Raw genomic sequence first — 22,884 nt, 5'->3', positions numbered from 1 at the left:
GCAGCCCCAAGGCGAGTTCACGGTTTCGGCCGAGTTCGCGCATAGGGGGCAGGACACCCCGCTCAGGCCGGGGATCTACGTCGCATTGGCACTCGCTTCGGCGCTGCGCCGCCTTCCACTGTTCCGTCCCGAAAGGACCCCATGACCATCATGACAGCACCACGAGCGCGGCACAGCGGCGTTCGGCGGGCAGCGATCGGAGCTGGAGCGTTCGCGCTCCTCGCTACCGGGATCCTGACCGCAGGCGGAGCGCCGGCAACGGCAGCTCCTGTCGCACCCCCCGGGTCGGCGACGACCACCGTCGAGAACTCCAAGCTCATCGGAAGCTCGCAGAACGAGGGCGTCACCGAAGTTTTCGTCTACGTCGGTGCGGGTGAATCGCTCTACACTAGTTTCGAGTCGGTCTACACGGCCGGGTGGCTTGATACGGACGTCCAGACCGGGAAGGTCATCATCAAGGACCCCACCGGGGCCGTGGCCTACGACTCGGGCATGCAGACCGCACCTTCGGGCGTGTTCGGCGGCACCTTCACATCGGCGACTGCCGGCGTCTGGGTGGTCGAGACGCATGACCCCGAGACCAAGAAGGCCGCGAACTTCGACTGGCAGATCGCCGCTCTCGACTCGTCCGGAAGCTCCATCTCGGGACGTATGTTCTTCGAGTCGCTCGGTCTGCACTCCAACCTCGACAAGTTCTCCGACATGGAGCTCACCGCGATCAACGCGCAGGGTGCCCAGTACCAGGTGAACCTGCGCGGCTACAACGGCGTCGACTCGGCGATCAACATGAACAACATCGGCAACGCAAAGGCGGGCACGGCTGAATCCGTGTTCAAGTCCACGCCGGACATGTCGAACACCGAGCTGGGCGACCAGAACGCGGACTACTGGACACCCCGCTCGTCGGCGGACGTCGACGGCCTCCAGGCCTTCCGCATGTTCTTCGAGGCTCCCGACACCAGCATCCCGCTCGGTGACGTGCCGTGGGGTGACGGTCGCACGGGCGACAAGTGGGTCAACGCGGAGCTCAAGACGCCCGAAGTCGACGTCACCGAGTTCGCACGCACCGGCACATCCTCCAACGCGGGAACCGTCACGGGAACCCTTGCGAATGCCTACGGGCTCGTGAAAGTGCAGATCGACGCCAACGGCAACGGCTCCTACGGGGATCCCGAAGACGTCACCAAGAACGTCCAGGTCAACAAGCCGGGTTCGTTCTCGCTCAAGTGGGACGGAAAGGACGCGACAGGCAAGGACACCGGACTCGAGGTTCCGGTGTCGTTCAAGGCGTCGATGTCGCAGACGAACCCAATCCACTTCGTGCGCGCTGACGTCGAGTACAGCGAAGGCGGCATCGAGATGATCGCCCTCAACGGGCCGAACGCCGGTGACGACACTGTCTACTGGGACGACACCATGTTCGCCAACACCAGTGGCGAACGCTCCTCCACCACCCCAGTCATCGACGGAACGGCTGGCGCGTCCTCCGGAGGTGGCGTCCACACCTGGGTCGCGGGGCAGGTGTTCCCGAACCAGAACAACTCCCGGACCGGCTCCTGGGGCGACCAGCGCAACATCGACGACTGGACCTTCCAGAAGTTCGACTCCGCCGACGAGCTCAAGATCGATCCGGTCGCCGCGAGTATCGAGGTCACCAAGTACGTCAACAGTGAGGACGCGAACGCCCCCGACACCGCAGCCGAGGTGACCGACGGTAAGCCGCTCGAGTTCACCGCCACCATCAAGAACGGTGGCGGGTCGTCGCTGAACCTCGCTCTGCAGGACGATGTTCTGCCAGATGGTGCATTCACGTGCGACACGATGCTGCTCGCGCCGTTCGCATCGACAGAGTGCAAGGCCACGGGCGATGTTCTCAAGCCGGGCGAGTGGCACCAGAACACGCTGACCGTGATCGGTACGCCAACGAACGGTGGCCCGCCCGTCAAGGACGAGGATCCCGCGAACGCCTACAACCCGGGCATCAACATCACGAAGTTCATCAACGAGAAGGACGCGAACACAGTGGCTGATGCTGTCGAGCTCAAGCCTGACGAGGATGGCAACGTGAAGGGCGTCGTCACGAACCCGCTCAAGGTGCCGGTGACGATCAAGGTCACGGATGACGTGATTGCGGCAGACAAGATCACCTGCTCGACGTACGAGCTCGCGCCTGGTGCGTCGACGAACTGCACCGCGATCCTCCCTGCCCTGGGTGAGGGCAAGCAGCATGTCAACACCATGACCGTTGAGGCGATCACGAAGAAGGGCACGAAGGTCACCGACTCGGACCCGGCCCACGCGTTCACGGCTCCGTCCCCGACCCCGACGGTACCGGCACCGGGTGCTCCGGCGCCGTCCTCGGACGGTTCCTCCCTCGCGACGACTGGCGCTGAGGCGCCCGGCATCGGTACAGCCATCGGAGCGGGTGTCATCGCACTCCTCGGAGGCGCCTGGTTCGTCATCCGCAACCGCCGACGAGCCAAGGCTGAGTAGCCCTCCGTCAACCTGACACAAGCCAGCCCCCTCGGGTGCGTGATCCGAGGGGGCTGGCTTGTGTCCCAGCACGAGCCGCTGATGCGTCGGCTGGCGCTGGACCCCGCATAGGATTCGACCGCCATGAACACACCACGACAGCGCCTCACCGAGCCGATCCACAGTTCCGGGACGACGGCGACCGTTGCGGTACGCCGCGTCGCGGCCCTGACTGTGATCTACCTTGCCACTCGGGTCCCCGCGTTCCTCGGTTTCGCTGCCGCCCAACGCGCTGCGGGGGAGCCTCTCTCAGTGCTGTCCGCCCAGGAGCGGTGGGACGGCTGGTGGTACTTGTACTTGGCTGAGCACGGCTACCCGGACGGACTCACGATCGAGGGGCGTGACGGGTACGGGCCCTGGGGATTCTTCCCCGCCTGGCCATGCTCATCCGCCTCGTGGCACGCCTCGGCGTCGAGGATTACCGCCTCGCCGGTCTCATCCTGTCCACGGTGTGGGGCATCGCGCTCACGATTGCCTTCTACCGACTCGCGAGCAACTGGGTGGACCACCGCGCTGCGCTCTGGACCGTCGCGCTGTTCCTTGCCTCACCGGGTACCGTCGTCATGGCCCTGCCATACACCGAGGCGCTCTTCCTGGTCATGGCCGTCGTCGCTATCGACGCCATGGTGCGTGGGCAGTGGTGGATCGCGGCAGTGGCGACACTCGGGGCGTGCTCGGTCCGGTCGACGGGGTTCGCAGTCGTCGTCGCGGGGCTCGTCGCCTAGGCCTTGGAGATCCGAGGCTGGCACCGGAAACAGGTGGGGAGCGGGCGGCGCGACCTCCCATGCGGGGTCTGCTCATACCTGTCGCTGGAGCAGCGGGCATCGCGATCCCGTTCGGCTACGCGTGGTATCGGACCGGGGATCCGCTCATCTGGTTCTCCGCCCAACGCCAATGGAATCAGCGGCTCGACTTCGGCACCGAGCTCATCGCTCGGTTCGGGAAGGCCGTGCTCGGCACCGAGCCCGACCGAGTGCACTACCTGGTGATACTGGCTTCCTTGCTCGTGTGGCTCGGCCTGCTGGTCTGGGCGGCCCGCTCATATCGAGTCAGCCCGCTGCCGGCCCTCGCATACACCGGGGTCACGATCGCACTAGCACTGCTCTACAGCAGCGTCGGGCCGCGACCCCGCATGCTCCAGGCAGCGTTCCCCGTCTTCGTCGCCCTCGGCGCCAGCGCGATCGCCACACGGCCCGTGATCCTGAAGTGGGGCGCGCTGGCCGCGCTGCTGTGTATGTCCGGCATCTACGCCTTTTTCATCATGCATGTTCCCGCCCACGTGACTGCCTGAGTAGGTGAGCGCAAAAACGAATCGTTAGGAACTTTACGCGAAAAATCGGCAGCAAATTGTCCCGGTTCAGTCGACACAGCGGTGTCGCCGCGTGAGTCGCTCGATCCCCGCATATGTTGATCGACGTTTCAACACGTGAACCAACCGAAACGAGCCGCATGTCCACGCTCCGTGACCTCCTCACCAGACCCTTCCGCAGACCACGACGATCAACCTTCGGAGCCAGCACCAGTCTGGAATCGCGATCAGCCGCGGCCAAGCAGACGACACTGCTGATACTTAACCAGCGACGGACTTACGAGTACTACGGCGGTCAAGCACCGAGCAGCGACAGCATCCCGGTCGTCATGTGTCTCTGGAACCGCCGCGAGAACCTCGAGACAAGCCTGCGCCTCCTCAACGCGCAAGCAGTATCTAGACCCGTCCGGCTCGTCCTCTGGTGCAATCAGCCTGCCGACGCCGACTTCTACCGGAAAGCCCTCTCCGGCTTCACATTTGACGGTTCACTCGCCACCGCTGAGCTGCATGTCAGCGCGGACAACATCCGCGGCATCGCCCGTTTCGTCGCGATTCGAGACATCCGTAAGGACGGCTACCGCGGTCCGGTCATTACCATCGACGACGACCAGGAGCCGGGACCGAACTTCATCACCAGCTTGCTCGAGACCTACACGCCCAAGAGCCTCGTTGGCTGTTGGGCATGGAACTCCGAAGTCCACGACTACGGTTCCCGGCGACAGCCGGCGATCGGCGGCAGCGCCACGTATACCGGCACGGGGGCTGCAGCTTTCGACTCGGACCTCGTTGACGATCCCGCATTCTTCAAAGACATCCCCGAGACGGGCATTTTCATCGAGGACATGTGGATGACCAGGCTCGCGCTCCACCGAGGGTGGCGAACGGAACGCGGTGACGTCGACGTCGCTGTCCGGGACGACGACCGCAACCAGTACAGCGAGCTCATCGGGCTCAAGATGCGGTTCTGGAGCGAGCTGCAGGCAGTGTTCCCCATCGAAGAGCCGGGCTGGGCTGCTAAGTAGCCACCCAAGGGGTCCCCGCATAGATCGGTGTGCCGCACACAGTCGCGGCGAGACCGACTAGGAGAACCCGTGCATACTCAAGCTCGACCGCGCGTCACGCACCTCAGCGTCACCGCAACACTCGCCGCGGCGCTGCTGCTGTCCGCGGGAGGAAACCCGGCGATGGCCTTCACCGGCAGCGCAGCGACACCCGCTCCCACGGCAACCGCTGAGACCACGCCGGCCCCGGCGTCAGTGGAGGCAACTTTGGAGCCGACACAGGTCGAGGCGACCCCGGAGTCGACCGCAACCGAGCTCGGTTCCTCGGCCCCGACGGCCGAGCCGGAAGCCACTGTCGGCCCGCTCATCGACGTCGTCGACGCCGACCATGCGAGGTCGGCCACTGCCGGGGCTGCGAAGACGCTGCAGTGCTACGGCGACTCCATGATCAGCTATCTCTGCGGTGACGAGTTCAACGCCATGCGTAAGACGATCCCTGATTGGACGGTCCTGAACAACGCCGAGGGTGGCATGACCTCGCCGGCTATCGCGACCGCCGCGGGCGTGCACACGCTGTCGCTGTCGCTGTCGAGGAGCATTACGATCCCGAGTTCCGGCACGGTCCTGCTCGGTCAACCCAACGGCATCCCCGTCCCGCTCGACCAGTTCGGCAGGCTCGTCTACGACGCCAGCATCGGCGGCGTCGCCGGCAAGCTCACCCATCGCCCCGACCTGAGCGACCCGAACGTGCAGTGGAGCTTCAAACGAGCCTCCTCCGGCAACGCCGTGAAGGTCGGCGCTGGAACGCAGATCCTCTCCCTCGACAAGCCCATCGCGGGCGCACCGTCCGTCTTCTGGGTCGGCACCAACAACCTCGCTCGCCCAGAGCAAGTGAAGAACGACATCAAGAACATGGTCGCGCTCCACACAAAGACCTCCAACGCCCCGTACTACGTCGTCACCATCCCGCCCGCCTGGGAAGGTTTCAACACCACGACGACGAACAACCGCCTCGCCATCAACGCCTGGATCGAGCAGACCTACGGGCAGCGCACCATCCCGCTCAGCGACTACCTGTCCAACGGTGCCCTCTACGATGGCGGATTCACCCCGACCTCCGCCGACCGCAGCGACATCGCCGCCGGGTTCAACCCGCGCGCCCTGTGGCGCTCCGCGACCGACAAGACTCACCTCAGTGAAGAGGGACACCTTCTCGCCTCCCGCTATATCGTCTCGTTCGTCACCGGCGGCAACACCCTCGCCAAGGCAGAAGCACGCTTTGGAGTGCAGTCGACCGCGAACGTCGCCGTGAGCGGCAGCCGCGTCACCGTGTCCGGGACCGCCTTCGATTTCTCCGACCTGCTCACCTCCATCCCCGTGGGCATCACCGTCGACGGCAAGTGGAACGCCACGATGGCGTCAGGCGCGTCCACGCACCTCTACCAGTACGGGATACCCGGAAGCCACGCGTACTCGATGACGTTCACGCTGAACCCCGGCCAGCACCTCATCTGCACCGTCGGCGTGAACTTCAGAGCCGGCAACGATAGTTTCCCGCCCTGTCAATGGGTGAGCGTTCCGAAGAGCGCAGCCCCGATCGGGCAGGTCATGGACGCCCCCGCGTCGAACGGCATGCACCAGTTCGCCGGCTGGAGCTACGCTCCCTCCAGCCCGAGCCGCTCCATCCCCGTCGCCATCCTCGTTGACGGCAAGTGGCACCACGCAGTCAATACCGACCGACCAACCCCGTACCTGACGCGTGTCCCCGGAAAGCACGCCTTCTGGACAGCTGCGTCGTTCTCCAAGGGCAACCACTCCATGTGCGCCGTCGCGATCGAATCCGACACCAACATGACCAACCTCGGCTGCATGAACTTCACGATCAAGTAACTCCAGCTCGTCTGGCCCGGCCCCGCCTGCCACACCTTGAGGCGGGCGGAGCCGGGTCGCCGGAACTCGCGTGGACGCGTCATGGACACCACACGGCACAGCTCGCCAGACGGGCCATCTGTCGCCCATTCCCGTGGCATCCTGCTGCTGCGCCGAACGTTCGCCGGCGTCTTCATCCCGCTTGGCGCGATCGGGCTAGCCTTTGCCGCTGGTGCTGCGCTCGGTCCTTCCCCGCACAAACGGGGCATGAACAGCACCCAGCCTGAGTTCCCGTTCAGCGAAGGGGACGTCCTTGACTAAGAGCTGACGACCAGCTGGTTCCACGCCGGCACCGCCATCGCCCGCCAGGACCTCCACGACCGCCGCCTCCAGGCCGTGGACACGTTCTGGAACCCGTTGCGGCGTGGAAACCGCGAGGGGCTTCTGCATCGCCTTCTGCCTCCACCCCGTGCCCGGAATTACGACCAAAAAACTAGCGCTGACGAGAAGCCGAGAGCTTCCCCGCATAGAAAGAGCATGAACATCACTCCGAAGCTCGAAGCCGACTACCCCGCGACGATGACTTACTTCGAGAGCAGCGTGGCTGCGTGGAAGTTCGCGCTGCTCGAACTGCGATTGAACGGGCCAGAGCTGGCTCGACGTCTCTGGTTCGCCCCGGTTGGCGTCGCCTTGATCGTGTTGGCGCCCTTTTGCGTGGAGCTGCTGAAGGCCTCTGGGGACAAGAGACTTGTTCTTGCGGGCTTCTTTCTGGCGACCTGGCTTCCGATCGCGATGTGGGTCTCCCCAGTCGTGTTCTCTGTCGCGGTCAACAGCCGAGTACAGGCCTGGCTTTCGGGCTCCGGCCACGGGCTGCGCGTCGTCCTTCTCGGCTGGGTGACGAGTCTCGCCATGCGCCTCACCCGCGAAGGGCGCGACGTCCGCTCGGCGGCGATAGGCGAACTCATCAGGGCTCGGAGCATGCGAATCGCGCCGGATGTGCTGGATGACGCCGTGTGGGAGCTTCGCGTCCACCTACCGCTGCATGCCTCGCTTGCGGCGCTCTCACACCGGGCCACAGAACAGGCTGAAGCCTGGCGTGTAACGGAGTCCTGCGTGAGGCTCGGAGGTGCACCCATGTTCATAGGGGACTTCAAGACCTTCGACTCTGCAGCCCACGAGCAGCTGATCGCGCAGATCCAAGAAGTGGTTTCTTCAACGACTTTGGATGAAGCCGTAGCAATCGTCTCGTCGCCCACCGGCTGGGACCTCGAGGCGGGCGCGGCTGCGCACGGCGTGGCATGACTCCAGCCCGTGGCTGCCTTCGTTCGCGGTCGAGATCCATCCCGCCGCTCAGACCATCGCCCCCGCTCAGCATTGACTGTGTAACCACCGCGTTCGGGACCTTGCTGAACCGGGGAACCCGAAGGCATCGTCGGCTCGGCGGTGCCGAGCCGACGTCGCTGCTCCATGAGATGCAGCAGTACTGGTAGTACGACTCGAAGAGCGGAAACGCAGGAGTCTCAAGGAACGATCGACCACTCAGCTCTATGAGAATGAAACTGCAGTCAGGCCCCGCATAGAAGCATCACCACATGACGTCGCACGAACGGACACCCGATGACTTCCACCACGACCGCCACCACCTCGATCAGCCCCGCAGACCAGTACAGGGCCGACATCGAGACTGCCACCAACGCGGCCGCCGCGTACGCAGCAGGGGAGGAGGAGCTGATCACCGACGACGCGTACGACGCGCTCCTCGAGCGCATCGCCGCGTTCGAGACCGCCCACCCCGACCAGATATCGGAGCACGGCCTGTTTACGGCCGTCAGCGATGGTGCGTCCTCGGGCGGCGACATCAAGCACAGCTCGCCCATGCTGTCGCTCGAGAAGGCCACCGGTTTCGCCGAGCTCGGGGCGTTCCTGGAGCAGGTTGTGGCCGCTGGTGGAACGGGTGACCTCGTAACGCTGGAGCCGAAGCTCGACGGGATCGCCGTAGCCGTCCGCTACGAGCACGGGCGCCGCGTCCAGATCATCACCCGCGGCGACGGCGTGATCGGCGAAGACCTCTCCGCCCAGTTCTCGTCCGAGCGGCTCAGCATCGCCGGCATGCCCGCCGACATCAACGCCGACGTGACGTTCGAAGTCCGCGGCGAGATCGTCATGTCGACTGAGCAGTTCCAGCGCTCCAACGCGAACCGCGTCGCCGCCGGAAAGCCCGCGTTCGCGAACCCGCGCAACGCCACCGCCGGCAGTGTCCGCGCGGCCACCCGCGACTACGACGTGGAGCTGACGTTCGTCGCCCACTCTGTCCCCGAGGGCGCGCCGCTCCTGACCTTCACGTCCGCCAGCGACTTCCTCACTGTGGGGACGATGGTCGAGCAGGATCGCGCCCGCTTCCACTTCGGTATCGAGTCTCTCCGCACGGCCATCGACGCGTTCGGCGAGTACCGCAAGAGCGACGACTATCCGTTCCCGACCGACGGGGTCGTCATCAACGCTATCGGCAGCGAGGTCCGCGCGAGGCTCGGTACCGGCTCCCGCGCGCCGAAGTGGGCGAAGGCGTACAAGTACACGGCCGAGCGCGGCGTGACGACGCTCGAGTCGATCGCGATGGCGGTCGGTCGCACGGGCAACATCAGCTTCACCGCGAACCTGACGCCGACCCTCGTCGATGGGTCCGTGGTCTCCCGCGCGACGCTTCACAACTTCGACTTCATCCAGGACAACGACCTGCGCATCGGCGACACCGTCGAGGTCTACAAGGCCGGTGACATTATCCCGCGCGTGGTGAAGAGCTTCCCCGAGCTGCGCCAGGGCGAAGTCGCACCCTACGAGCCCGACCGCGTCTGCCCGATCAGCGGGGAGCCGCTTGACACCAGCGGCAAGATCTGGCGATCCACGTCCCCGGAAGCGTCCGTCGGCAGCCTGATCCAGTACGCCGCATCCCGCGACGTGCTCGACATCGACGGACTCGGCCAGGAAGTCGCAACCGCCCTCGTCGAAGCTCGATACGTCAGCGACCTCGCCGACCTGTTCGCACTCAACCGCGCGGACCTGCGCGAGCTCCCCATCGGCAACGGCCGCCTCGGTGAGCTTCGCGCGGCAGGCATCGCCGAGCAGATCGACCAGGCCAAGTCCCAACCGCTCGCCCGTGTCATCACCGCGCTCGGCATCCGCAAGTCCGGGCGCACCTTCGGCCGCCGCCTCGCCGCCCATTTCCGCAACTTCGACGCGCTCCTCACCGCGGCGCCCGAAGACTTCCTCGCCATCGAAGGGGTCGGCGACGAACGAGCACGCCTATTCCACGAGGGTTTCCAGGCCCGCGCAGCCGTCATCGCGCGCCTCGGCGAGCTCGGTGTCACGACCAAGGTCGAGGAGACGGTGGATGATGCTGAGGCCTGGGCGAATGCCAAGCCCCTCGACGGCATGAAAGTCGTCGTCACGGGAGCTATGACCGGGCCACTCGACGGGCTCAACCGAACCGAGATGAACGAACTCATCGAAGCCGCCGGCGGCGCATCCTCCTCCTCGGTGTCCAAAGCCACGAGCCTGCTCGTGCGCGGCGAGGATGGCTCCAGCAAGTTCACGAAGGCCACCGCCCTCGGCATCCGCATCGTCACGCCCGAAGAGTTCGCCGAGATGGTCGGGCGTAGCTAGGGCGAGGCTGGGCGGACGCGCCCAGTACCCTGTTCCGCGTTACGACTTCGCGGCGACGACCTCCGCTTTGAACCCGGCGGAGTTTTCCAGCCAACCGGCATAGTGCTGTGGACCTCCGGCGTGCGGATAGCGATCGACATACAGCGGGTGCCAGCCGTGCTCCGGAGCGGCGTCCATGATCGCGTCCACACGTTCAGGCGCGTCTGCCTTGAACGCCAGATGATTGACACCCGGCGTTCTCCGGTCATGCGCCGTCCCCTTCAGATTCGGGGAGGTTGTGAGCGTCAGATACGCGCCGCCAGCTGCCCAGGACTCGCCATCGGGCCAATCGCTGACACTGGTGAAGCCAAGCTCGGTGAGGAGCCAACTCCACTCCGGCTGCGCCACCGTGAAATCGGCGACCCAGATCTCAACGTGGTGAAAACCTGCCATGGCCACATCGTCGCAGGATTGTCCTGATCGCGACGACAGAGCAGACCCGGCGCCGCCCCCGCATAGATAAGCCGAGCGTCAATTTCACCCGCCGCGCCTCAGACATGGGCTCGGGCCGGGACGGATGGGCAGCGAGGCATTTCTCTGCTGCCAGAGACCTGCCCAGCGCTCGCCCCGACCCGAAAGCGGGACTGCCAACGCCCAGCAGTCCTGCTTTTGGCATGTCCGCGTCCTCTACCCGCATAGGTCGGTGACACCACCCCGCGACTCGGAAGCGAGCACCACCCGCATGACGATCCTCACTACTGACAGGCCGGCCCAGGATCTGGCCGATCTGCCCACGCTCGACTACACCGACGGCTACCGCGCCGGGCTTCGTGCTGCGCATCGCGAGCTCACCGAAGCCCGCGACCGAGCCCTCGACAACGGGGACGACGCGACCGGGTACACCACGGCCCTCGACGACCTCGCCCTCCTGCTCCTCACACACGGCATTCCGACGACGGCGCCACTCCACGGACAGGCGGATGACGACCTCGCCGACGACGAGCACGACGACGAAGCGTCCGGGCCGACGCCGAACTTCATCGGCTTCGGCCAGTGACGGCAGCGGGCGCAGCGAAGGCCACGACCGCCGTGCTCCTCATCCTCGCCGCCGCGATCGGCGTCCACGGGCTCGCGCGAGGACTCGCGATGGCCACCGTCGCCACGCTGTTCGGCGGCACGCTCGAGCAGGTCTACACGGGAGCCGCGATCACCGTCACCAGCGTCGCCTGGCTCGCCGGGACAGGCGTGGTCGGAGCGACGGCACTGCGCAAGGCCCGGGCGACAGAGAGCGTGCCCGCATAGAGGTGGCATATCTGCCACCCAAGGGACTCGCACCATGACCGCCACCACCGCCACTCATCCCACTGGGGGCAACGTGCTTCATGTCGGCGACGGCATGACGCTCTGCTACCCGTCGGACCGATACCCCTACGTCGTCGTCTGGCGGTCCGCGTCCGGCAAGACCGTCCGAGTCATGCCCCTCCAGATCGTCACCCTCGACACCGGCCACGCGCCCGATCACTTCGAAGGGTCCTTCCCCGTCTGGGACCACACATACAGCGAGCAGGAACGCCGCGACCTGATCGCAGAGGACGGCGCGGAACGCACGGTGCGGTTCACCGCGGCATCCGGGTGGACCAGCTCCGGCGCGGACTTCGCGGCAGGCGGTGCCACGTACTACCGAAACTTCGCCAACTGACCCCGCGACCCCGCAGAGACGCGGCCCGCCCCGTCACCCGAAAGGACCCCTCATGGCCGCCACCGCCACGGCTGCTGACACCGAACTCCAGGGATACGTTCCCGTCGACGACACCAATGCTGCCGAGTTCGACATCACCGTCGACGTCTTCCCCGTCCGCCTCGCGGACGGCATCGACACCGAACTCCCCGTCGTGCACCGCACCAGGCACGGGCAGTTCGTCGTCGTCGACAACTGCCTCGCGAAAGCACGGACCCCGCGGATGCGGCCAATCGCGCACCCGTTCTTCGTCGTCCACGTGGCCTCCGGGCTCCGCTCACCCGTCCCGTCGAGCGTCGGCAAGCACACGCTCGCGACCGCGCGCCAGCTCGCCGACTTCCTCGAGCTCGCCCGATTCTTCGACGCCGAGACTGGCAGGCCAACCGTGCCGTCCAAGGCCATCATCATCGCGATCCGGAGCTGGCGACCATGAGCGCCACCAAGCGCCTGACCTGGCCCCAGTACAACGCGCTCAGAGCGCTCCGGGACGCCTGCGACCAACCCCTCGGTGACACGCAGACACCCGCCGGCAAGGCGACGCCGGCGCAGCTCGCGCGCATCCTCTGGCCAGACTCTGCAGGCTGGAAGCGCACGTCCCGGCGAAGCTCGACACCGGCCGGGGGAGCCCTCGGCGCAACGATGCCCATGAAGGCGGCGACCGTGCTCTGGCGACTCCGCACGCTCCACCTCGCCGACCTGCTCCCTGCCAGCCGCAACCGGTGGGAGATCACCGCCAAGGGCCGAGCGTCGCTGACCGACGAACGGCGCCTCCCCGCGTTCGTCATCGGCCGCGACGGCACGTTCGAGTACCTCGGGCTGGCGCACAAGCTCAGTCGGCTGGACGACGGCGCGTACGTTGTCGCGACCACCGACGACGCTGAGTCCACCAGCACCTTCACCCTGTCGAACATGCAGCGCGCGTACCCGACAATCGCGCAGGCTCGCGCCGATTTCTCCCAAGCCCTCGCCTCCGGCACCCCGACGCTCGACGCCTGGATGCGCGAGCGGGCACACTGACCCCACCATCACGAACGGACCAAAGCAATGACTGCTTCCCGCACCGCCCGCGCCCACTCGAACGCCATGACGGCCTCGTTCGTCGGCACCGGCGCCAACCGCACCCTCATCATCGGCGCGAACACCCGCCACGCCTGGACCCGCACCGCGCGCCGCGTCGGCCCCGGACTCTTCCGCTGGCGCACCGAGGACCCCACCGCAACGGCGGTCGCGAGCATGGTCCGCACCGGCGGGCACCTCCTCGAGGAGTGGGCAGTCCCCGGCGCGACCCGACGGCTCCTGCGAGACCTCGCCGGCGGCCGCATCCAGCCGATGACCCCAAGCCAGGTGTTGCCGGGCCTGACGGTGCTCGTCGAGTCCCTCAACGACGACGGCAGCACCGACCTCGCCCGGATCACCCTCACGCCGGCCTCGACGAGCGCGCGCTGACATGGCTCGCGAGTTCGAGATCGGAACGATCTTCTGGCCGTACGACCCGAAGCTTGAGCGTCCCGGGAAGCTCGAGCGGACGTTCCGCCGATACCGCGACTACCGCGGTGCTCCCCGCTTCGAGGACCTCTTCGCGACCGGGATGACCTCGTTCCGGTGGGCAGAGCTCGCCCCTCACGGCTGGTACCGGACCCTCACCGACGAAGCGGCGGCACCAACCCCGTGGCATCCGAGTGAGACCGAAGCCACGATCTTCCCTGTCTTCGACAGCACCTACGACGAGGGTGACGAGACGATCGAGCGCAGGATCGTTGTCCCCGCCAGCCACCTGAATCCCAGTGGACGCGTGCGCCATCTGCTGCGCACCCACCGGGCGCGCACGGGAGAGTTCCTCGCCGGCGAGACCACCATCAGCCGCCGCATCCTCGACGAGACAGCAGTCGCCCTCACCACGGTCTGCCATGAGGTCGAAACAGTCGTCCGGTTCGGCCCCGACCAGTATTCGTACTCAAGGTACGCCTCCCAGGCGGAAGCGGTTGCCGCGGCAGAGCAGGCGCAACTCGCCGACCCGTGGGCCGACCCCACGAGAGTCGTCGCGTACCTCGCACCGGCATCCTCCGACGACAGCCTCACCGTCGCCAAGGTCAACGCGACAATCGACCCCACCGCGGAGGTCGAGATCACCTTCACCGCGCACCTCCTGACACCACCTGCGGACGAAGCGATCGTCGGGTGGGCGTGCGCGTTCAACCGCGAGAAAACGCAGCCCCGCCGGAGAGGACGCCGCCGTGGCTAGACGACCGAGCCGCGCGCGAATGTGCACGTGGCTTTCCCGTAGCTGGCACGCATCCGGATCGCGCCGAGCAACCGCATGGACATCGCTGGGTCCGTCGAGAACGCGGACCTCGCCGAAACACGGGTGAGGAAGCTGTCCCTGATTGCGCTCGAGCTCGGCTACTACGAGGATGCGAGCCTCGACGACGCGTGGGAGCTGATCCAGGACTACGAGGTCGAACGAGACCGCAGCGACGCAGAACGCGCGAAGGCGGTCGAGGCCCACGCGGAACGGGACGCAGCTCTGTCCGCGCGCGGGTGGTGACGGAGCCCGTCGGATACGGCCCCGCATAGGTGGGCATGGCCGAACTCACCCTTACCATCCCGGACGACCTCGACACCGAGACGATCGCACGTGCCCTCGCGTCCGCGGCGCTCTCGACGGAGCAACGGCGCGGCGTGGATCACCCGTACTCGCGCGCCTTGCGAGCGATCGCTCCAGCCGCACGCCCGTCAGTGACCGGCTCGCCCGCCTCTGAGCCGAGCCCAGGCTGGGCTCGAGTGCATGGTCGGCAGTCGCTCCCGGACTCTGCGCGATGCCGCGTCACTGACGCCGAAAGCCGATCAGACCTCGGGATCAGCATGATGGGGAATATCTTCATGGACGCCGGTCACGAGGATGCCCAAGGCGCTCACGTGCACATCCCCGCGCTGCGCGACCGCGTCCACCCGCATGTGAGTCTCGACGACTGCCGCTCGCTGGACCTCGTCGTGGACGTGCTCCTGGACTCAGCATCGCCCGACGCGGCATCCAGGCCATGACTCCCCAGTGCGAGCGCTGCGGCCGGTTCACCCGCCCTGCCGACCTGTCCACGCCCTCGAACCGCCGGTACTGGCCGACGAGCTTCGGCATCATGAACGGGGACCAGCCACCGCTCTGGTGCCCGCAGTGCATCGACACCGTGGCCGACGCGAACGGAGCACCCGCATGACCGCTCAGCACCTCACCATCTCCGCGGACGGCGGCCCCACGCTCCCGCTCGACGCGGTCACGGAGACGTTCGCGATCCTCGGCAAGCGCGGCAAGGGCAAGACGTCCACCGCCGTCGTGCTCGCTGAGGAGCTGATCCGCGCGGCCCAGCCCGTCATCGTCCTCGACACCGTCGGCGTCTGGTGGGGCCTGCGTTCCTCCGCCGACGGGAAGGGCCCGGGCCTTGCGGTCACGATCTTCGGCGGCGACCATGCCGACGTCCCGCTCGAGGACACCGCCGGCAGGGTCATCGCCGACGCGCTGGTGCAGCTGCGCGTGCCCGCGGTCCTCGACCTGTCCCGGCTGTCGAAAGCGGGCATGCGCCGGTTTGCGGCCGACTTCGTCGAGCAGCTGTACCGAGTGAACCGGGAACCGCTCCACGTTGTGTTCGACGAAGCTGACGAGTTCGCGCCGCAGCGGCCGCAACCGGAAGGGCGACGACTGCTTGGAGCGATGGAGGACTTCGTGCGCCGCGGACGTGCGCGAGGCCTCGGCTGCACGCTCGTCACGCAGCGCCCCGCCGTCATCCACAAAGACGTCCTCACCCAAGCAGAAGTCCTGATCGCGCACGGCATGACCGGCCCCCGCGACGTCGCCGCGATCGACGAGTGGATCCGCCTCAACGCCGACGACGAGCAAGCCCGCGAAGTGAAAGCCTCACTCGCATCCCTCCCGACCGGCACCGCGTGGGTGTGGTCGCCCGGATGGCTGGAGCTGCTCGAGAAGGTCCGCATCCGACGCCGCACCACGTTCGACTCCTCCGCCACGCCCAAGGTGGGGGAGCGGCGCATCGTGCCGGCTGCGATGGCCGAGGTGGACATCGCGAAGCTCGGCGCGCAGATCGCCGCGACCGTGGAACGCGCCCACGAGACCGACCCGACCCGGATGCGGAAACGCATCAGCGACCTCGAAGCCGAACTCCGCACCGTGAAGGCGGCGGCGCCCGAGCCCGTGGCCCCGGAAGTCGTGACGGTGCCGGCGCTGACGGAGGAGGACCTCGACCGGCTGGCCGAGCTGCTCGCGGAGGCCGACCAGGTGCGAGCTCGGATCGCGGAAGCCATGGCGCCGCTCACCGAGGCGGTGACCGCGGCGCAGGGCCTGAGGGCCGTGTCCGCCACAGCGCCGACGAGCCGCCAGGAGCCCATCTCCCGCCCGAAGCCACCCCCGCGCGTCCGCGAACCCGCCCCAGAGCCCAACGGAGCAGCAGCGGGCCTGTCCAAGGCGGAGCGAGCCATCCTCAGCGTTCTCGCCGCACACGACCGGCCCCTCACGCACGTCCAGCTCGCGATGCTCAGCGGCTACTCGTCCAAGTCCGGCGGCTACAAGAACGCACTCTCCAAGCTCCGCACCGCAGGCCACCTCATCGGCCGCGGCACCTCCATGGTCATCAGCGCCGACGGACGCGACGCGATCGACGGCCAGTACGACACCCTCACGACCGGCCCAGCGCTCGTCGACTACTGGCTCGGCAAGGCCGACAAAGCACAGCGCGCGATCCTCGGAGCCCTCCTCGACGTGTTCCCTGAGAACCTCACCCACGACGAGCTCGCGGCCGCCACCAACTACTCGCCGACGTCCGGCGGGTTCAAGAACGCGCTCTCCAAGCTCCGAACCCTTGAACTCATCTACGGCCGCGGCGATGGCATGCACGTCAGCGACACCCTCGGAGAGGCGCAGGGGACGTAGCCGGCCGTCGATTGACCATCAGGTCCGAGCGGCTCCGCATAGAGCTCAGGACCCCAGGAGGACACTATGCCCGTCACCCCAGCCCAACCATCAACCCGTCCAGCGCATCACCACCACCACCAGAGACAGAACCTGCAGGGCTCGTCCGCCTCGCCGTCACGGAGGAGCAGCGGAACCTGCTGCTCACGGCACTGGCGGAGTACCAGGTCCGGCAAGAGCGGTACGCGCGGTCGTATCCCGTGCCGAGCGACTCCGGACCCGGCCCGCTCGAAACCTGCTGCACTGGGCACATGGCGCGCTATGGGGCCCGGAAGAGCGAGGGAGCTATGTTTCGTGAGTCGGTGGCTCGGATCGCCGAGCTCTACTCCTTCATCGCGAACGCGGTAGCAAGCGGTTCTTCGGGGGCCTCGGAGCGCCAAGCTCCCCTGACGGCGCAAACGAGCCCCGCATAGGAGTTCTGACCCCTCAGGAGGAACCTCATGCCAAGACCATCCAGATCAGCCCCCGCCGCTGAGGCGGCGCCCGTGCCTGAGCTCGTCCCCGGCGGGCGCGTCCGAGCCAACGAACGATTCAAGGGCTACCGCCCGAGCATGCGCGCGGGCGACGCCGGGACGGTTGAGCGGCCCTCCGGACTGTCCTCGGACGACCGCGGCTTCATGGTCGACTGGGACCGTCCGGAAGCGGGCCACTGCCGCGTCGACCCGTCCGAGGTCACCCCGTTCACGCTCTCCGACTGGGTCGCCGAGAACCAGGACCTGCGCCATCGGAACGGAGTCCTCGCCGGACAGCAGCACATCGCCACCGGCAGCCGCGTCGTGTTCATCGGAGAATCGACCCTCGAACACGGCGGCTACCTCGACCAGCACCACAGCACCGGACGCGTCCTCGGCGAGGGGAGCGACGGAGTGCTCAGCGTGCGGTGGGACAGGTATGACGCGGACGTGACCGCACGCCGACAGGACCTTGCGCTGGAAGCCGCCTGGTTCAGGCCCGCTGCAGACGCGACCGAGCCCACCCCGGGCACGACCGAGCCGAACCCGTTCGACGCGGCTCCGCCCGTCAGCGCTAGCATCCTCACCGAGGCGCTCGACACCATCGCGGGCCCTCGCCAGGCTGCCTATGGCAGCGCGACCGACTCGTTCACGGCTATCGGGCGGCACTGGGAGATCATCCTCGGCGTACCGGTCACCGCGGCGCAGGTCGCGCAAGCCATGATCGCGTTCAAGCTCGTCCGCCTCGGCCAGTCGCCCACACACCGAGACTCCTGGGTCGACATCGCCGGCTACAGCGGCCTCGGCGCCGAAGCCGCTTTCGACGGGCAGGAGGCAGGAGCGTGAGCTTGACGACGGCAGCGGATGAGCCCCGAACGTACGAGGAAGTCGAAGCGTTCATCTACGAGTACGATCCCGAAGCCAACGAGGACCGCGACAACTACACGCACCGTCGCCTATATATCGACCAGGACACCGGCATCATCGTCGACGACACAGCTAAGTTCGAGCGCTGGCTGCAGGCCATCGCACGCCCAGACTCCACCCCGACCGAACAGGACCCCACCGCATGACCATGACGACCACCGGCATCCCGCCCGTGCTCACTGTTGCTACCGACGGCGGCTGCAACCCGAACCCAGGCCCTGGCGGCTGGGCGTGGGTTGCCGAGGAGTCCGTGCCGGGGGAGCCCGCGCGCTACGGTGCCGGATCGTTCCGGAAGACGACGAACAACATCGCAGAGCTCACCGCCATCAAGGAGGTGCTCCTCGCGTTCCCCGACACCGCACTGACGATCGAGTTCGACTCGCAGTACGCGAAGAAGTGCGTGACCGAGTGGGGACCGAACTGGCGGCGTCAGGGCGAGGCGGTCTGGTCGACGAAGAAGAACGTCGACCTCATCTTCGAGATCATCGACATCCTCGAGGCCCGCACCGCCGCCGTGTTCTGGCGGAAAGTGAAAGCGCACGCCCGCGACAACCGGCACCCGTTGAATACCGCCGTTGACAAGCTCGCGAGCCGCATGAGCACCATCCGCGGCGACACCCGCGAGGAAGGCGAAGTCCTCATCGACCGGGAGCTGCGCGGCGCGGCATCACGAGCGGGACGCTGACCGGCCCCGTACCCTGGAACGTGCAGGCAGCCCCGGCTACCCGCCTCGCCGAAACCCCCGCGAGACCCACACGGGAGCGGAAGTTTTGTGCATCCAGGCGCACCTTCCGCACGCGCTGGCCGTTTTCGTCCCACAGACGCCGCGATCGTTGCTACCGTGCGGATCGAGACAGCACTAACCTGTCCCCGCCCTGCAGACACCCCCGCCGCTGTGCGGGGGTGTCGTGCGTTCGCTACCAGTCCGGCATACGGTCCAGCCAGGGGTGTTTCGGGGGAAGGCCCACGCGTGGTTCGAGTGCGAGCTCTCGGAATCGCGGAGGCAGCAGCACTGGCGCGTCGTACGCCGACTCCTCTAGGAGGTCCCAGCGGCCTTCGTAGGCGAGGAATGACGGCACGTACACGCGTGCACGATCGACCGGCGCGTTCCGCTTGTCGGCAGGTACGGACTCGTCCGTCAGCCAGTCCATGTGCTGGATCCAGGCGGCCGCTGCGATGTGCGCGCGTGGGACGACGAACCCGCGGACCGTCACGGTCACGTCCTTATCGATGAGGCACAGTACGAACCACTCGCGATCGCTCGCCGGCGGGAGCTGCGCCTTTTCACCCAGCAGCCAGGACCCCTTCGGCTCAGCACCGACCGCGGCCTTGACCTGCACCTCGATCATCGGCCGCTCTGGCGTCGCACGCACGGCGAGAATGTCGGTTCGCGCCAGTCCGTCTCTGGTGAATGCCGGCGCCCACCCGCGACGCGCGAGCTCGCTCGCGACCCAGTGCTCGCCGACCGACTTCGTCTGCTTTGTGTCCGCCATGGCCAGATGCTAGCCGGGTTGCAGGCGCCCGCATAGATCAGGCATGACAGCCGAAGACCAGCTCGAGCAGCTCCGCGACCTTGCCCGCCTCGCCGCCCACGATTCAGTCGAGGACACCTCCGGCCTCGCTCGTGGCGAAGCACCTGTCCGCCGTGATCTGCAGTTGCGATCGCAACGCGAGGAAGCCGCAAAGCTCAGGACTCAGGCGCAAGAGTTCATCGACGCTCGCAAGGCAGAGGTCGACCGGAAGAAGGCCAAGCTCGACGCGCAGATGCGGGCGATGAACCCGGAGATGGAGCCGCTGCTCGAGCATGTCCGCGGACTCAACCGAGCCATCGCAGCGCGCAGTCTGTATCTGGGCTAGCGCGAGCAGTTCGTCACCATCCACGCCGACGGCGAAGCCCCCCCCCTCACCATTTCCCAGTCCGTGCTCGCCCTGGACGAAGAGTCGAGGCTCGCGGCGGAGCACGGCGGTACCAGCTACCGCGACATCGACGAGTTCGACCGGTGGCTCCTGGCGAGGCCCGAGGACCTCGCGCAGATCCTGCCGACGCGGCTATGCCTGGTCGCGCTGATCCCGAGGCGCGCGGACATGAGCACGGGCGACCTGTTCACCGATATTGACCTCAAGGAGAAGAACAACCAGGTCTGGATCCTGGTCCGCAACGACGACCGCGTCTACTGCTTTACCGCGACCGAGATGACGATCGGCTCCCAACTCATCCCGTGCCCGGAGCGGTTCGCCAGGTTCTTCATCGGCCGGGACGGGACCCCTCGGGAGCCGGCACCTGCAACTGGGAGCGGGCAGAGGAGTCGGCGACCGCGGCCCAGCGCCACGCGATGCGGATCTCTCTCATCGTCCAGGCGACCATCGACCGCGCAGACCTGTTGGCGCCAGCCATCGGGCAGGGCTCCCTCAACCGCCTCAGCGAAGCCGGGTCCGCCGACCCGCGCGTGCACCTCGTCCTTGACGAAGACCTCGCCATCGACGACGGCCGCCCCACCTGGTCCGCGTTCCAGCGGGAGCGCATGAACCGCGCCCGCACCGGTAGCCGCATCGTCGGCGACGTCCGCAGCCGGAACTTCGACGAGAACAAAGAGGGTCACGACCAGCCCGTCAGGCAGCACCCGAAGTACGCGTCCGACCTGGAAAGCTACGTCGCGCGCCAGCTCGCCCGCCCCGACCGTATCTGGCGCGAAGGCGGGTTTCGGTTCTCCTACGACCGCGACACCTACGAGTACCGGCAGGTCAAGACAAGGGCGACCTACTTCATCGCACCGGCGCGCGCAACGTCGTCCTGATAGACGAAGCCACCGACGCGGAGCTGCAGTCCTAAGCCAGCAGCCGACGGCAGTCCCGCAACTATCTCGAGTCCCTCCCCGTCATCCGCGCCCAGCTGCGCGTGCTCAAGGACGAACGCAAGGCGCAGCAGTCGTTCCTCGACGAAGCCGCCGCCGCATCGAAGCCGCCACCGGTGTCGAAGGGGGACCATGGTTCTTGTCAAGCGGCAAGGGCTAGAGGCGGCTGGTACATGGTGTCGTCTCGGAGCATTGCGTATAACGTCGCAGCGTGCTCTCGCGAGAGTGATGAGGGCTTGGTTGAGGTGCTTGCCTTGCACGCGTTTCCGGTCGTAGTACGACCTCGAAACTGGGTCCCGAAGTGCTGCGAATGCTGACAGGAACAGGGCCCGTTTCAGGATCTTGTTCCACCACCGGGAGGCATGCTCGCCCCGGATCGAGTACCCCGAGCGTCTCGTGACTGGCGCAAGACCCGCGTAAGACGCGAGGTGACCGGCTGACGCGAATGACTTCCCGGCAACCTCGGTGAGGAGCCTCGCTGCGGTCCTGACGCCGACTCCCTGCATGCTCGTCAGGACCGGCTGACGAAGGTGCGCATCGACGAGCCACTCAACCGCGACCGCGATCTCCGCGCGCTGCGTGCGGAGGTCCTCGAGCTGCTTCGTGAGGCGCGGCAACACAAGGCTCGCGGCGTTCGTGCCCACGACCACGACCGTCTGCTCCGAGAGTGCCTGCAGGAGCTCGGCCGCGAGGCGCTTGCCCATGCGCGGCGCGAGCTTCACGAGCCGATGGGCGAGACGAGTCAGGCCCAGCTTCGCGAGATCGGGTGGAGCGGGGTACCGCTGCAGGAGATCAACGACCGCGGGGTGATCGAGGTGCGGACCCAGGACTCGTTCGAGCGCCGGGTGGATCTGCGTGAGCAGACCTCGGATGCGGTTGCTCGTCGCGGTGACCTGCCCCGCGAGGTCGTCATCGAAGCCGCAGCGCATGTCAGCTCCGCGACCTGCTCGTCCGCGAGCTGAATCGACCGGAGCGCGTGAGGGAGGGTCCGGGCGGCTTCGGCGATGATGGTCGCGTCTCTCGCGTCCGTTTTCGCTACCCCACGTGGAGGTCCGCGATGCGGCGCATCGCGGGCCCCGGCAGGTACCCAACGAGGACTCCCGCGTCCTGCGCGACCGCGATCGGCAGCGCGCCGATCGTGGCCGGCTGATCCACCACGAACAGCAGCGGCCCCTGGCCCGTCAAGCCGTCAATGAGGGCGCGCAACCTGCCCTCGTCGTTGGGCAGCGCTTTGTCGAACAGGCGCTTCCCGGAGCGGTCGAACGCGACCACGTGATGCTCGCCTCTGCCGTCAGCGACACCGATGAACACGTCGACCTTGTCGTGCCCGATGATGATGTTGGATTCGATCAGCCCTTCCCCTTCCCAACTCGGTTGCAGTGCTGGCCGAACCAAGAAGCGGCGGAACTCGACATCCACGTTACGAACGACACTCGGACGAGTCCGGGCCCTGTCCTATCAGCGATTCCCAGACCGCCAAATCAGGCTCGGTGACAACACCCCCAGATCATCAACGACAGGGGGCACAGAGTCATGCCGAGCCCGGGATGGCCAACATCCTCCAAGGCTCACTCCTCAACCGGGCAGCAA

24 protein-coding genes and 1 pseudogene are annotated in these 22,884 nt (G+C 66.9%); 22 read left to right on the top strand and 3 right to left on the bottom strand.

All coding sequences use genetic code 11. The features are described from left to right. Positions 1-141: 141 nt before the first annotated feature. From ITJ67_RS12160 to ligA, 7 genes are all read left to right on the top strand, one after another. Positions 142-2,493 carry a hypothetical protein gene (locus tag ITJ67_RS12160; protein WP_194677819.1) on the top strand — a complete coding sequence of 784 codons (2,352 nt, stop codon included), beginning with the start codon at positions 142-144 and terminating at the stop codon, positions 2,491-2,493. 419 nt (positions 2,494-2,912) lie between these two features. Beyond that, positions 2,913-3,257, top strand: a complete 345-nt coding sequence (locus ITJ67_RS12155) for a hypothetical protein (RefSeq protein WP_194677818.1) — start codon at positions 2,913-2,915, stop codon at positions 3,255-3,257. A 59-nt stretch (positions 3,258-3,316) separates the two neighbouring features. Further along, entirely contained in the window at positions 3,317-3,823 is a 507-nt protein-coding gene (locus tag ITJ67_RS12150; RefSeq protein ID WP_194677817.1) for a hypothetical protein, read from the top strand. 113 nt (positions 3,824-3,936) lie between these two features. Next, positions 3,937-4,863, top strand: coding sequence for a glycosyltransferase family 2 protein (locus ITJ67_RS12145; protein WP_194677816.1), 927 nt, complete (start codon positions 3,937-3,939; stop codon positions 4,861-4,863). Between the two features lie 69 nt (positions 4,864-4,932). Continuing rightward, a complete protein-coding gene (locus tag ITJ67_RS12140) occupies positions 4,933-6,732 on the top strand; it encodes an SGNH/GDSL hydrolase family protein (protein WP_194677815.1) in 1,800 nt (599 codons plus the stop codon). Positions 6,733-7,248: 516 nt separating this feature from the next. Continuing rightward, on the top strand, positions 7,249-8,013 hold the full coding sequence (locus ITJ67_RS12135) for a hypothetical protein (RefSeq protein WP_194677814.1): 765 nt from the start codon (positions 7,249-7,251) through the stop codon (positions 8,011-8,013). A 315-nt stretch (positions 8,014-8,328) separates the two neighbouring features. Continuing rightward, on the top strand, positions 8,329-10,371 hold the full coding sequence (gene ligA / locus ITJ67_RS12130; protein ID WP_194677813.1) for an NAD-dependent DNA ligase LigA: 2,043 nt from the start codon (positions 8,329-8,331) through the stop codon (positions 10,369-10,371). Between the two features lie 39 nt (positions 10,372-10,410). Here the strand turns inward: ligA and ITJ67_RS12125 are convergent, their stop codons facing one another. Further along, positions 10,411-10,803, bottom strand: coding sequence for a VOC family protein (locus tag ITJ67_RS12125; protein WP_194677812.1), 393 nt, complete (start codon positions 10,801-10,803; stop codon positions 10,411-10,413). A gap of 289 nt (positions 10,804-11,092) precedes the next feature. Between ITJ67_RS12125 and ITJ67_RS12120 the strand changes: the two genes are divergently transcribed. The 13 genes from ITJ67_RS12120 to ITJ67_RS12060 all read left to right on the top strand — a co-directional run bounded on the left by ITJ67_RS12120 (position 11,093) and on the right by ITJ67_RS12060 (position 19,127). Next, positions 11,093-11,407 (top strand): hypothetical protein, encoded by a 315-nt coding sequence (locus tag ITJ67_RS12120; RefSeq protein WP_194677811.1) that lies wholly within the window; start codon positions 11,093-11,095, stop codon positions 11,405-11,407. After that, positions 11,404-11,652 carry a hypothetical protein gene (locus tag ITJ67_RS12115; RefSeq protein ID WP_194677810.1) on the top strand — a complete coding sequence of 83 codons (249 nt, stop codon included), beginning with the start codon at positions 11,404-11,406 and terminating at the stop codon, positions 11,650-11,652. Before ITJ67_RS12120 ends, ITJ67_RS12115 begins: the two co-directional genes overlap by 4 nt. Positions 11,653-11,686: 34 nt before the next feature. After that, a complete protein-coding gene (locus ITJ67_RS12110; RefSeq protein ID WP_194677809.1) occupies positions 11,687-12,049 on the top strand; it encodes a hypothetical protein in 363 nt (120 codons plus the stop codon). Between the two features lie 52 nt (positions 12,050-12,101). After that, the gene (locus ITJ67_RS12105; RefSeq protein WP_194677808.1) at positions 12,102-12,521 is read left to right on the top strand and encodes a hypothetical protein; all 420 of its coding nucleotides are present in this window, start codon (positions 12,102-12,104) and stop codon (positions 12,519-12,521) included. Continuing rightward, entirely contained in the window at positions 12,518-13,105 is a 588-nt protein-coding gene (locus tag ITJ67_RS12100; protein WP_194677807.1) for a hypothetical protein, read from the top strand. Before ITJ67_RS12105 ends, ITJ67_RS12100 begins: the two co-directional genes overlap by 4 nt. A gap of 27 nt (positions 13,106-13,132) precedes the next feature. Beyond that, positions 13,133-13,534: a hypothetical protein gene (locus ITJ67_RS12095; RefSeq protein WP_194677806.1), complete on the top strand. Its 402-nt coding sequence runs from the start codon at positions 13,133-13,135 to the stop codon at positions 13,532-13,534. A 1-nt stretch (position 13,535) separates the two neighbouring features. Next, positions 13,536-14,330: a hypothetical protein gene (locus ITJ67_RS12090; RefSeq protein ID WP_194677805.1), complete on the top strand. Its 795-nt coding sequence runs from the start codon at positions 13,536-13,538 to the stop codon at positions 14,328-14,330. 75 nt (positions 14,331-14,405) lie between these two features. Continuing rightward, on the top strand, positions 14,406-14,633 hold the full coding sequence (locus ITJ67_RS12085; protein ID WP_194677804.1) for a hypothetical protein: 228 nt from the start codon (positions 14,406-14,408) through the stop codon (positions 14,631-14,633). 35 nt (positions 14,634-14,668) lie between these two features. Further along, positions 14,669-15,130: a hypothetical protein gene (locus ITJ67_RS12080; protein WP_194677803.1), complete on the top strand. Its 462-nt coding sequence runs from the start codon at positions 14,669-14,671 to the stop codon at positions 15,128-15,130. Between the two features lie 166 nt (positions 15,131-15,296). Further along, a complete protein-coding gene (locus tag ITJ67_RS12075) occupies positions 15,297-17,024 on the top strand; it encodes an ATP-binding protein (RefSeq protein ID WP_194677802.1) in 1,728 nt (575 codons plus the stop codon). 479 nt (positions 17,025-17,503) lie between these two features. Beyond that, positions 17,504-18,361, top strand: a complete 858-nt coding sequence (locus tag ITJ67_RS12070; protein WP_194677801.1) for a DUF6378 domain-containing protein — start codon at positions 17,504-17,506, stop codon at positions 18,359-18,361. Then, positions 18,358-18,588 (top strand): hypothetical protein, encoded by a 231-nt coding sequence (locus tag ITJ67_RS12065; protein ID WP_194677800.1) that lies wholly within the window; start codon positions 18,358-18,360, stop codon positions 18,586-18,588. Before ITJ67_RS12070 ends, ITJ67_RS12065 begins: the two co-directional genes overlap by 4 nt. Further along, positions 18,585-19,127 (top strand): ribonuclease HI, encoded by a 543-nt coding sequence (locus ITJ67_RS12060; protein ID WP_194677799.1) that lies wholly within the window; start codon positions 18,585-18,587, stop codon positions 19,125-19,127. The genes ITJ67_RS12065 and ITJ67_RS12060 overlap by 4 nt, the downstream gene beginning before the upstream one ends. 232 nt (positions 19,128-19,359) lie before the next feature. On the opposite strand, the gene ITJ67_RS12055 is transcribed toward ITJ67_RS12060, so the two are convergent. Beyond that, positions 19,360-19,935 (bottom strand): hypothetical protein, encoded by a 576-nt coding sequence (locus ITJ67_RS12055; protein ID WP_194677798.1) that lies wholly within the window; start codon positions 19,933-19,935, stop codon positions 19,360-19,362. Positions 19,936-19,978: 43 nt separating this feature from the next. Between ITJ67_RS12055 and ITJ67_RS12050 the strand changes: the two genes are divergently transcribed. Continuing rightward, positions 19,979-20,299, top strand: coding sequence for a hypothetical protein (locus tag ITJ67_RS12050; protein WP_194677797.1), 321 nt, complete (start codon positions 19,979-19,981; stop codon positions 20,297-20,299). A 476-nt stretch (positions 20,300-20,775) separates the two neighbouring features. Further along, a complete protein-coding gene (locus ITJ67_RS12045; protein WP_194677796.1) occupies positions 20,776-21,237 on the top strand; it encodes a hypothetical protein in 462 nt (153 codons plus the stop codon). 199 nt (positions 21,238-21,436) lie between these two features. On the opposite strand, the pseudogene ITJ67_RS12040 reads toward ITJ67_RS12045, so the two are convergent. Then, positions 21,437-22,632, bottom strand: a pseudogene (locus ITJ67_RS12040) (IS110 family transposase). Between the last annotated feature and the right edge of the window lie 252 nt (positions 22,633-22,884).

The organism is Pseudoclavibacter sp. VKM Ac-2867, assembly GCF_015351275.1.
Lineage (GTDB): Bacteria > Actinomycetota > Actinomycetes > Actinomycetales > Microbacteriaceae > Pseudoclavibacter.
Note: the sequence above shows the minus strand (reverse complement) of the source record. Positions and strands in the feature narration are given on the sequence as shown.

Excerpts from the sequence above, each read along its gene's own strand:
- ITJ67_RS12160 (WP_194677819.1), top strand. The coding sequence starts at position 142 with ATGACCATCATGACAGCACCACGAGCGCGGCACAGCGGCGTTCGGCGG.
- ITJ67_RS12155 (WP_194677818.1), top strand. The coding sequence starts at position 2,913 with ATGCTCATCCGCCTCGTGGCACGCCTCGGCGTCGAGGATTACCGCCTC.
- ITJ67_RS12150 (WP_194677817.1), top strand. The coding sequence starts at position 3,317 with ATGCGGGGTCTGCTCATACCTGTCGCTGGAGCAGCGGGCATCGCGATC.
- ITJ67_RS12145 (WP_194677816.1), top strand. The coding sequence starts at position 3,937 with ATGTTGATCGACGTTTCAACACGTGAACCAACCGAAACGAGCCGCATG.
- ITJ67_RS12135 (WP_194677814.1), top strand. The coding sequence starts at position 7,249 with ATGAACATCACTCCGAAGCTCGAAGCCGACTACCCCGCGACGATGACT.
- ligA (WP_194677813.1), top strand. The coding sequence starts at position 8,329 with ATGACTTCCACCACGACCGCCACCACCTCGATCAGCCCCGCAGACCAG.
- ITJ67_RS12125 (WP_194677812.1), bottom strand. The coding sequence starts at position 10,803 with ATGGCAGGTTTTCACCACGTTGAGATCTGGGTCGCCGATTTCACGGTG.
- ITJ67_RS12120 (WP_194677811.1), top strand. The coding sequence starts at position 11,093 with ATGACGATCCTCACTACTGACAGGCCGGCCCAGGATCTGGCCGATCTG.
- ITJ67_RS12110 (WP_194677809.1), top strand. The coding sequence starts at position 11,687 with ATGACCGCCACCACCGCCACTCATCCCACTGGGGGCAACGTGCTTCAT.
- ITJ67_RS12105 (WP_194677808.1), top strand. The coding sequence starts at position 12,102 with ATGGCCGCCACCGCCACGGCTGCTGACACCGAACTCCAGGGATACGTT.
- ITJ67_RS12100 (WP_194677807.1), top strand. The coding sequence starts at position 12,518 with ATGAGCGCCACCAAGCGCCTGACCTGGCCCCAGTACAACGCGCTCAGA.
- ITJ67_RS12095 (WP_194677806.1), top strand. The coding sequence starts at position 13,133 with ATGACTGCTTCCCGCACCGCCCGCGCCCACTCGAACGCCATGACGGCC.
- ITJ67_RS12090 (WP_194677805.1), top strand. The coding sequence starts at position 13,536 with ATGGCTCGCGAGTTCGAGATCGGAACGATCTTCTGGCCGTACGACCCG.
- ITJ67_RS12085 (WP_194677804.1), top strand. The coding sequence starts at position 14,406 with ATGGACATCGCTGGGTCCGTCGAGAACGCGGACCTCGCCGAAACACGG.
- ITJ67_RS12080 (WP_194677803.1), top strand. The coding sequence starts at position 14,669 with ATGGCCGAACTCACCCTTACCATCCCGGACGACCTCGACACCGAGACG.
- ITJ67_RS12075 (WP_194677802.1), top strand. The coding sequence starts at position 15,297 with ATGACCGCTCAGCACCTCACCATCTCCGCGGACGGCGGCCCCACGCTC.
- ITJ67_RS12070 (WP_194677801.1), top strand. The coding sequence starts at position 17,504 with ATGCCAAGACCATCCAGATCAGCCCCCGCCGCTGAGGCGGCGCCCGTG.
- ITJ67_RS12060 (WP_194677799.1), top strand. The coding sequence starts at position 18,585 with ATGACCATGACGACCACCGGCATCCCGCCCGTGCTCACTGTTGCTACC.
- ITJ67_RS12055 (WP_194677798.1), bottom strand. The coding sequence starts at position 19,935 with ATGGCGGACACAAAGCAGACGAAGTCGGTCGGCGAGCACTGGGTCGCG.
- ITJ67_RS12050 (WP_194677797.1), top strand. The coding sequence starts at position 19,979 with ATGACAGCCGAAGACCAGCTCGAGCAGCTCCGCGACCTTGCCCGCCTC.
- ITJ67_RS12045 (WP_194677796.1), top strand. The coding sequence starts at position 20,776 with ATGCGGATCTCTCTCATCGTCCAGGCGACCATCGACCGCGCAGACCTG.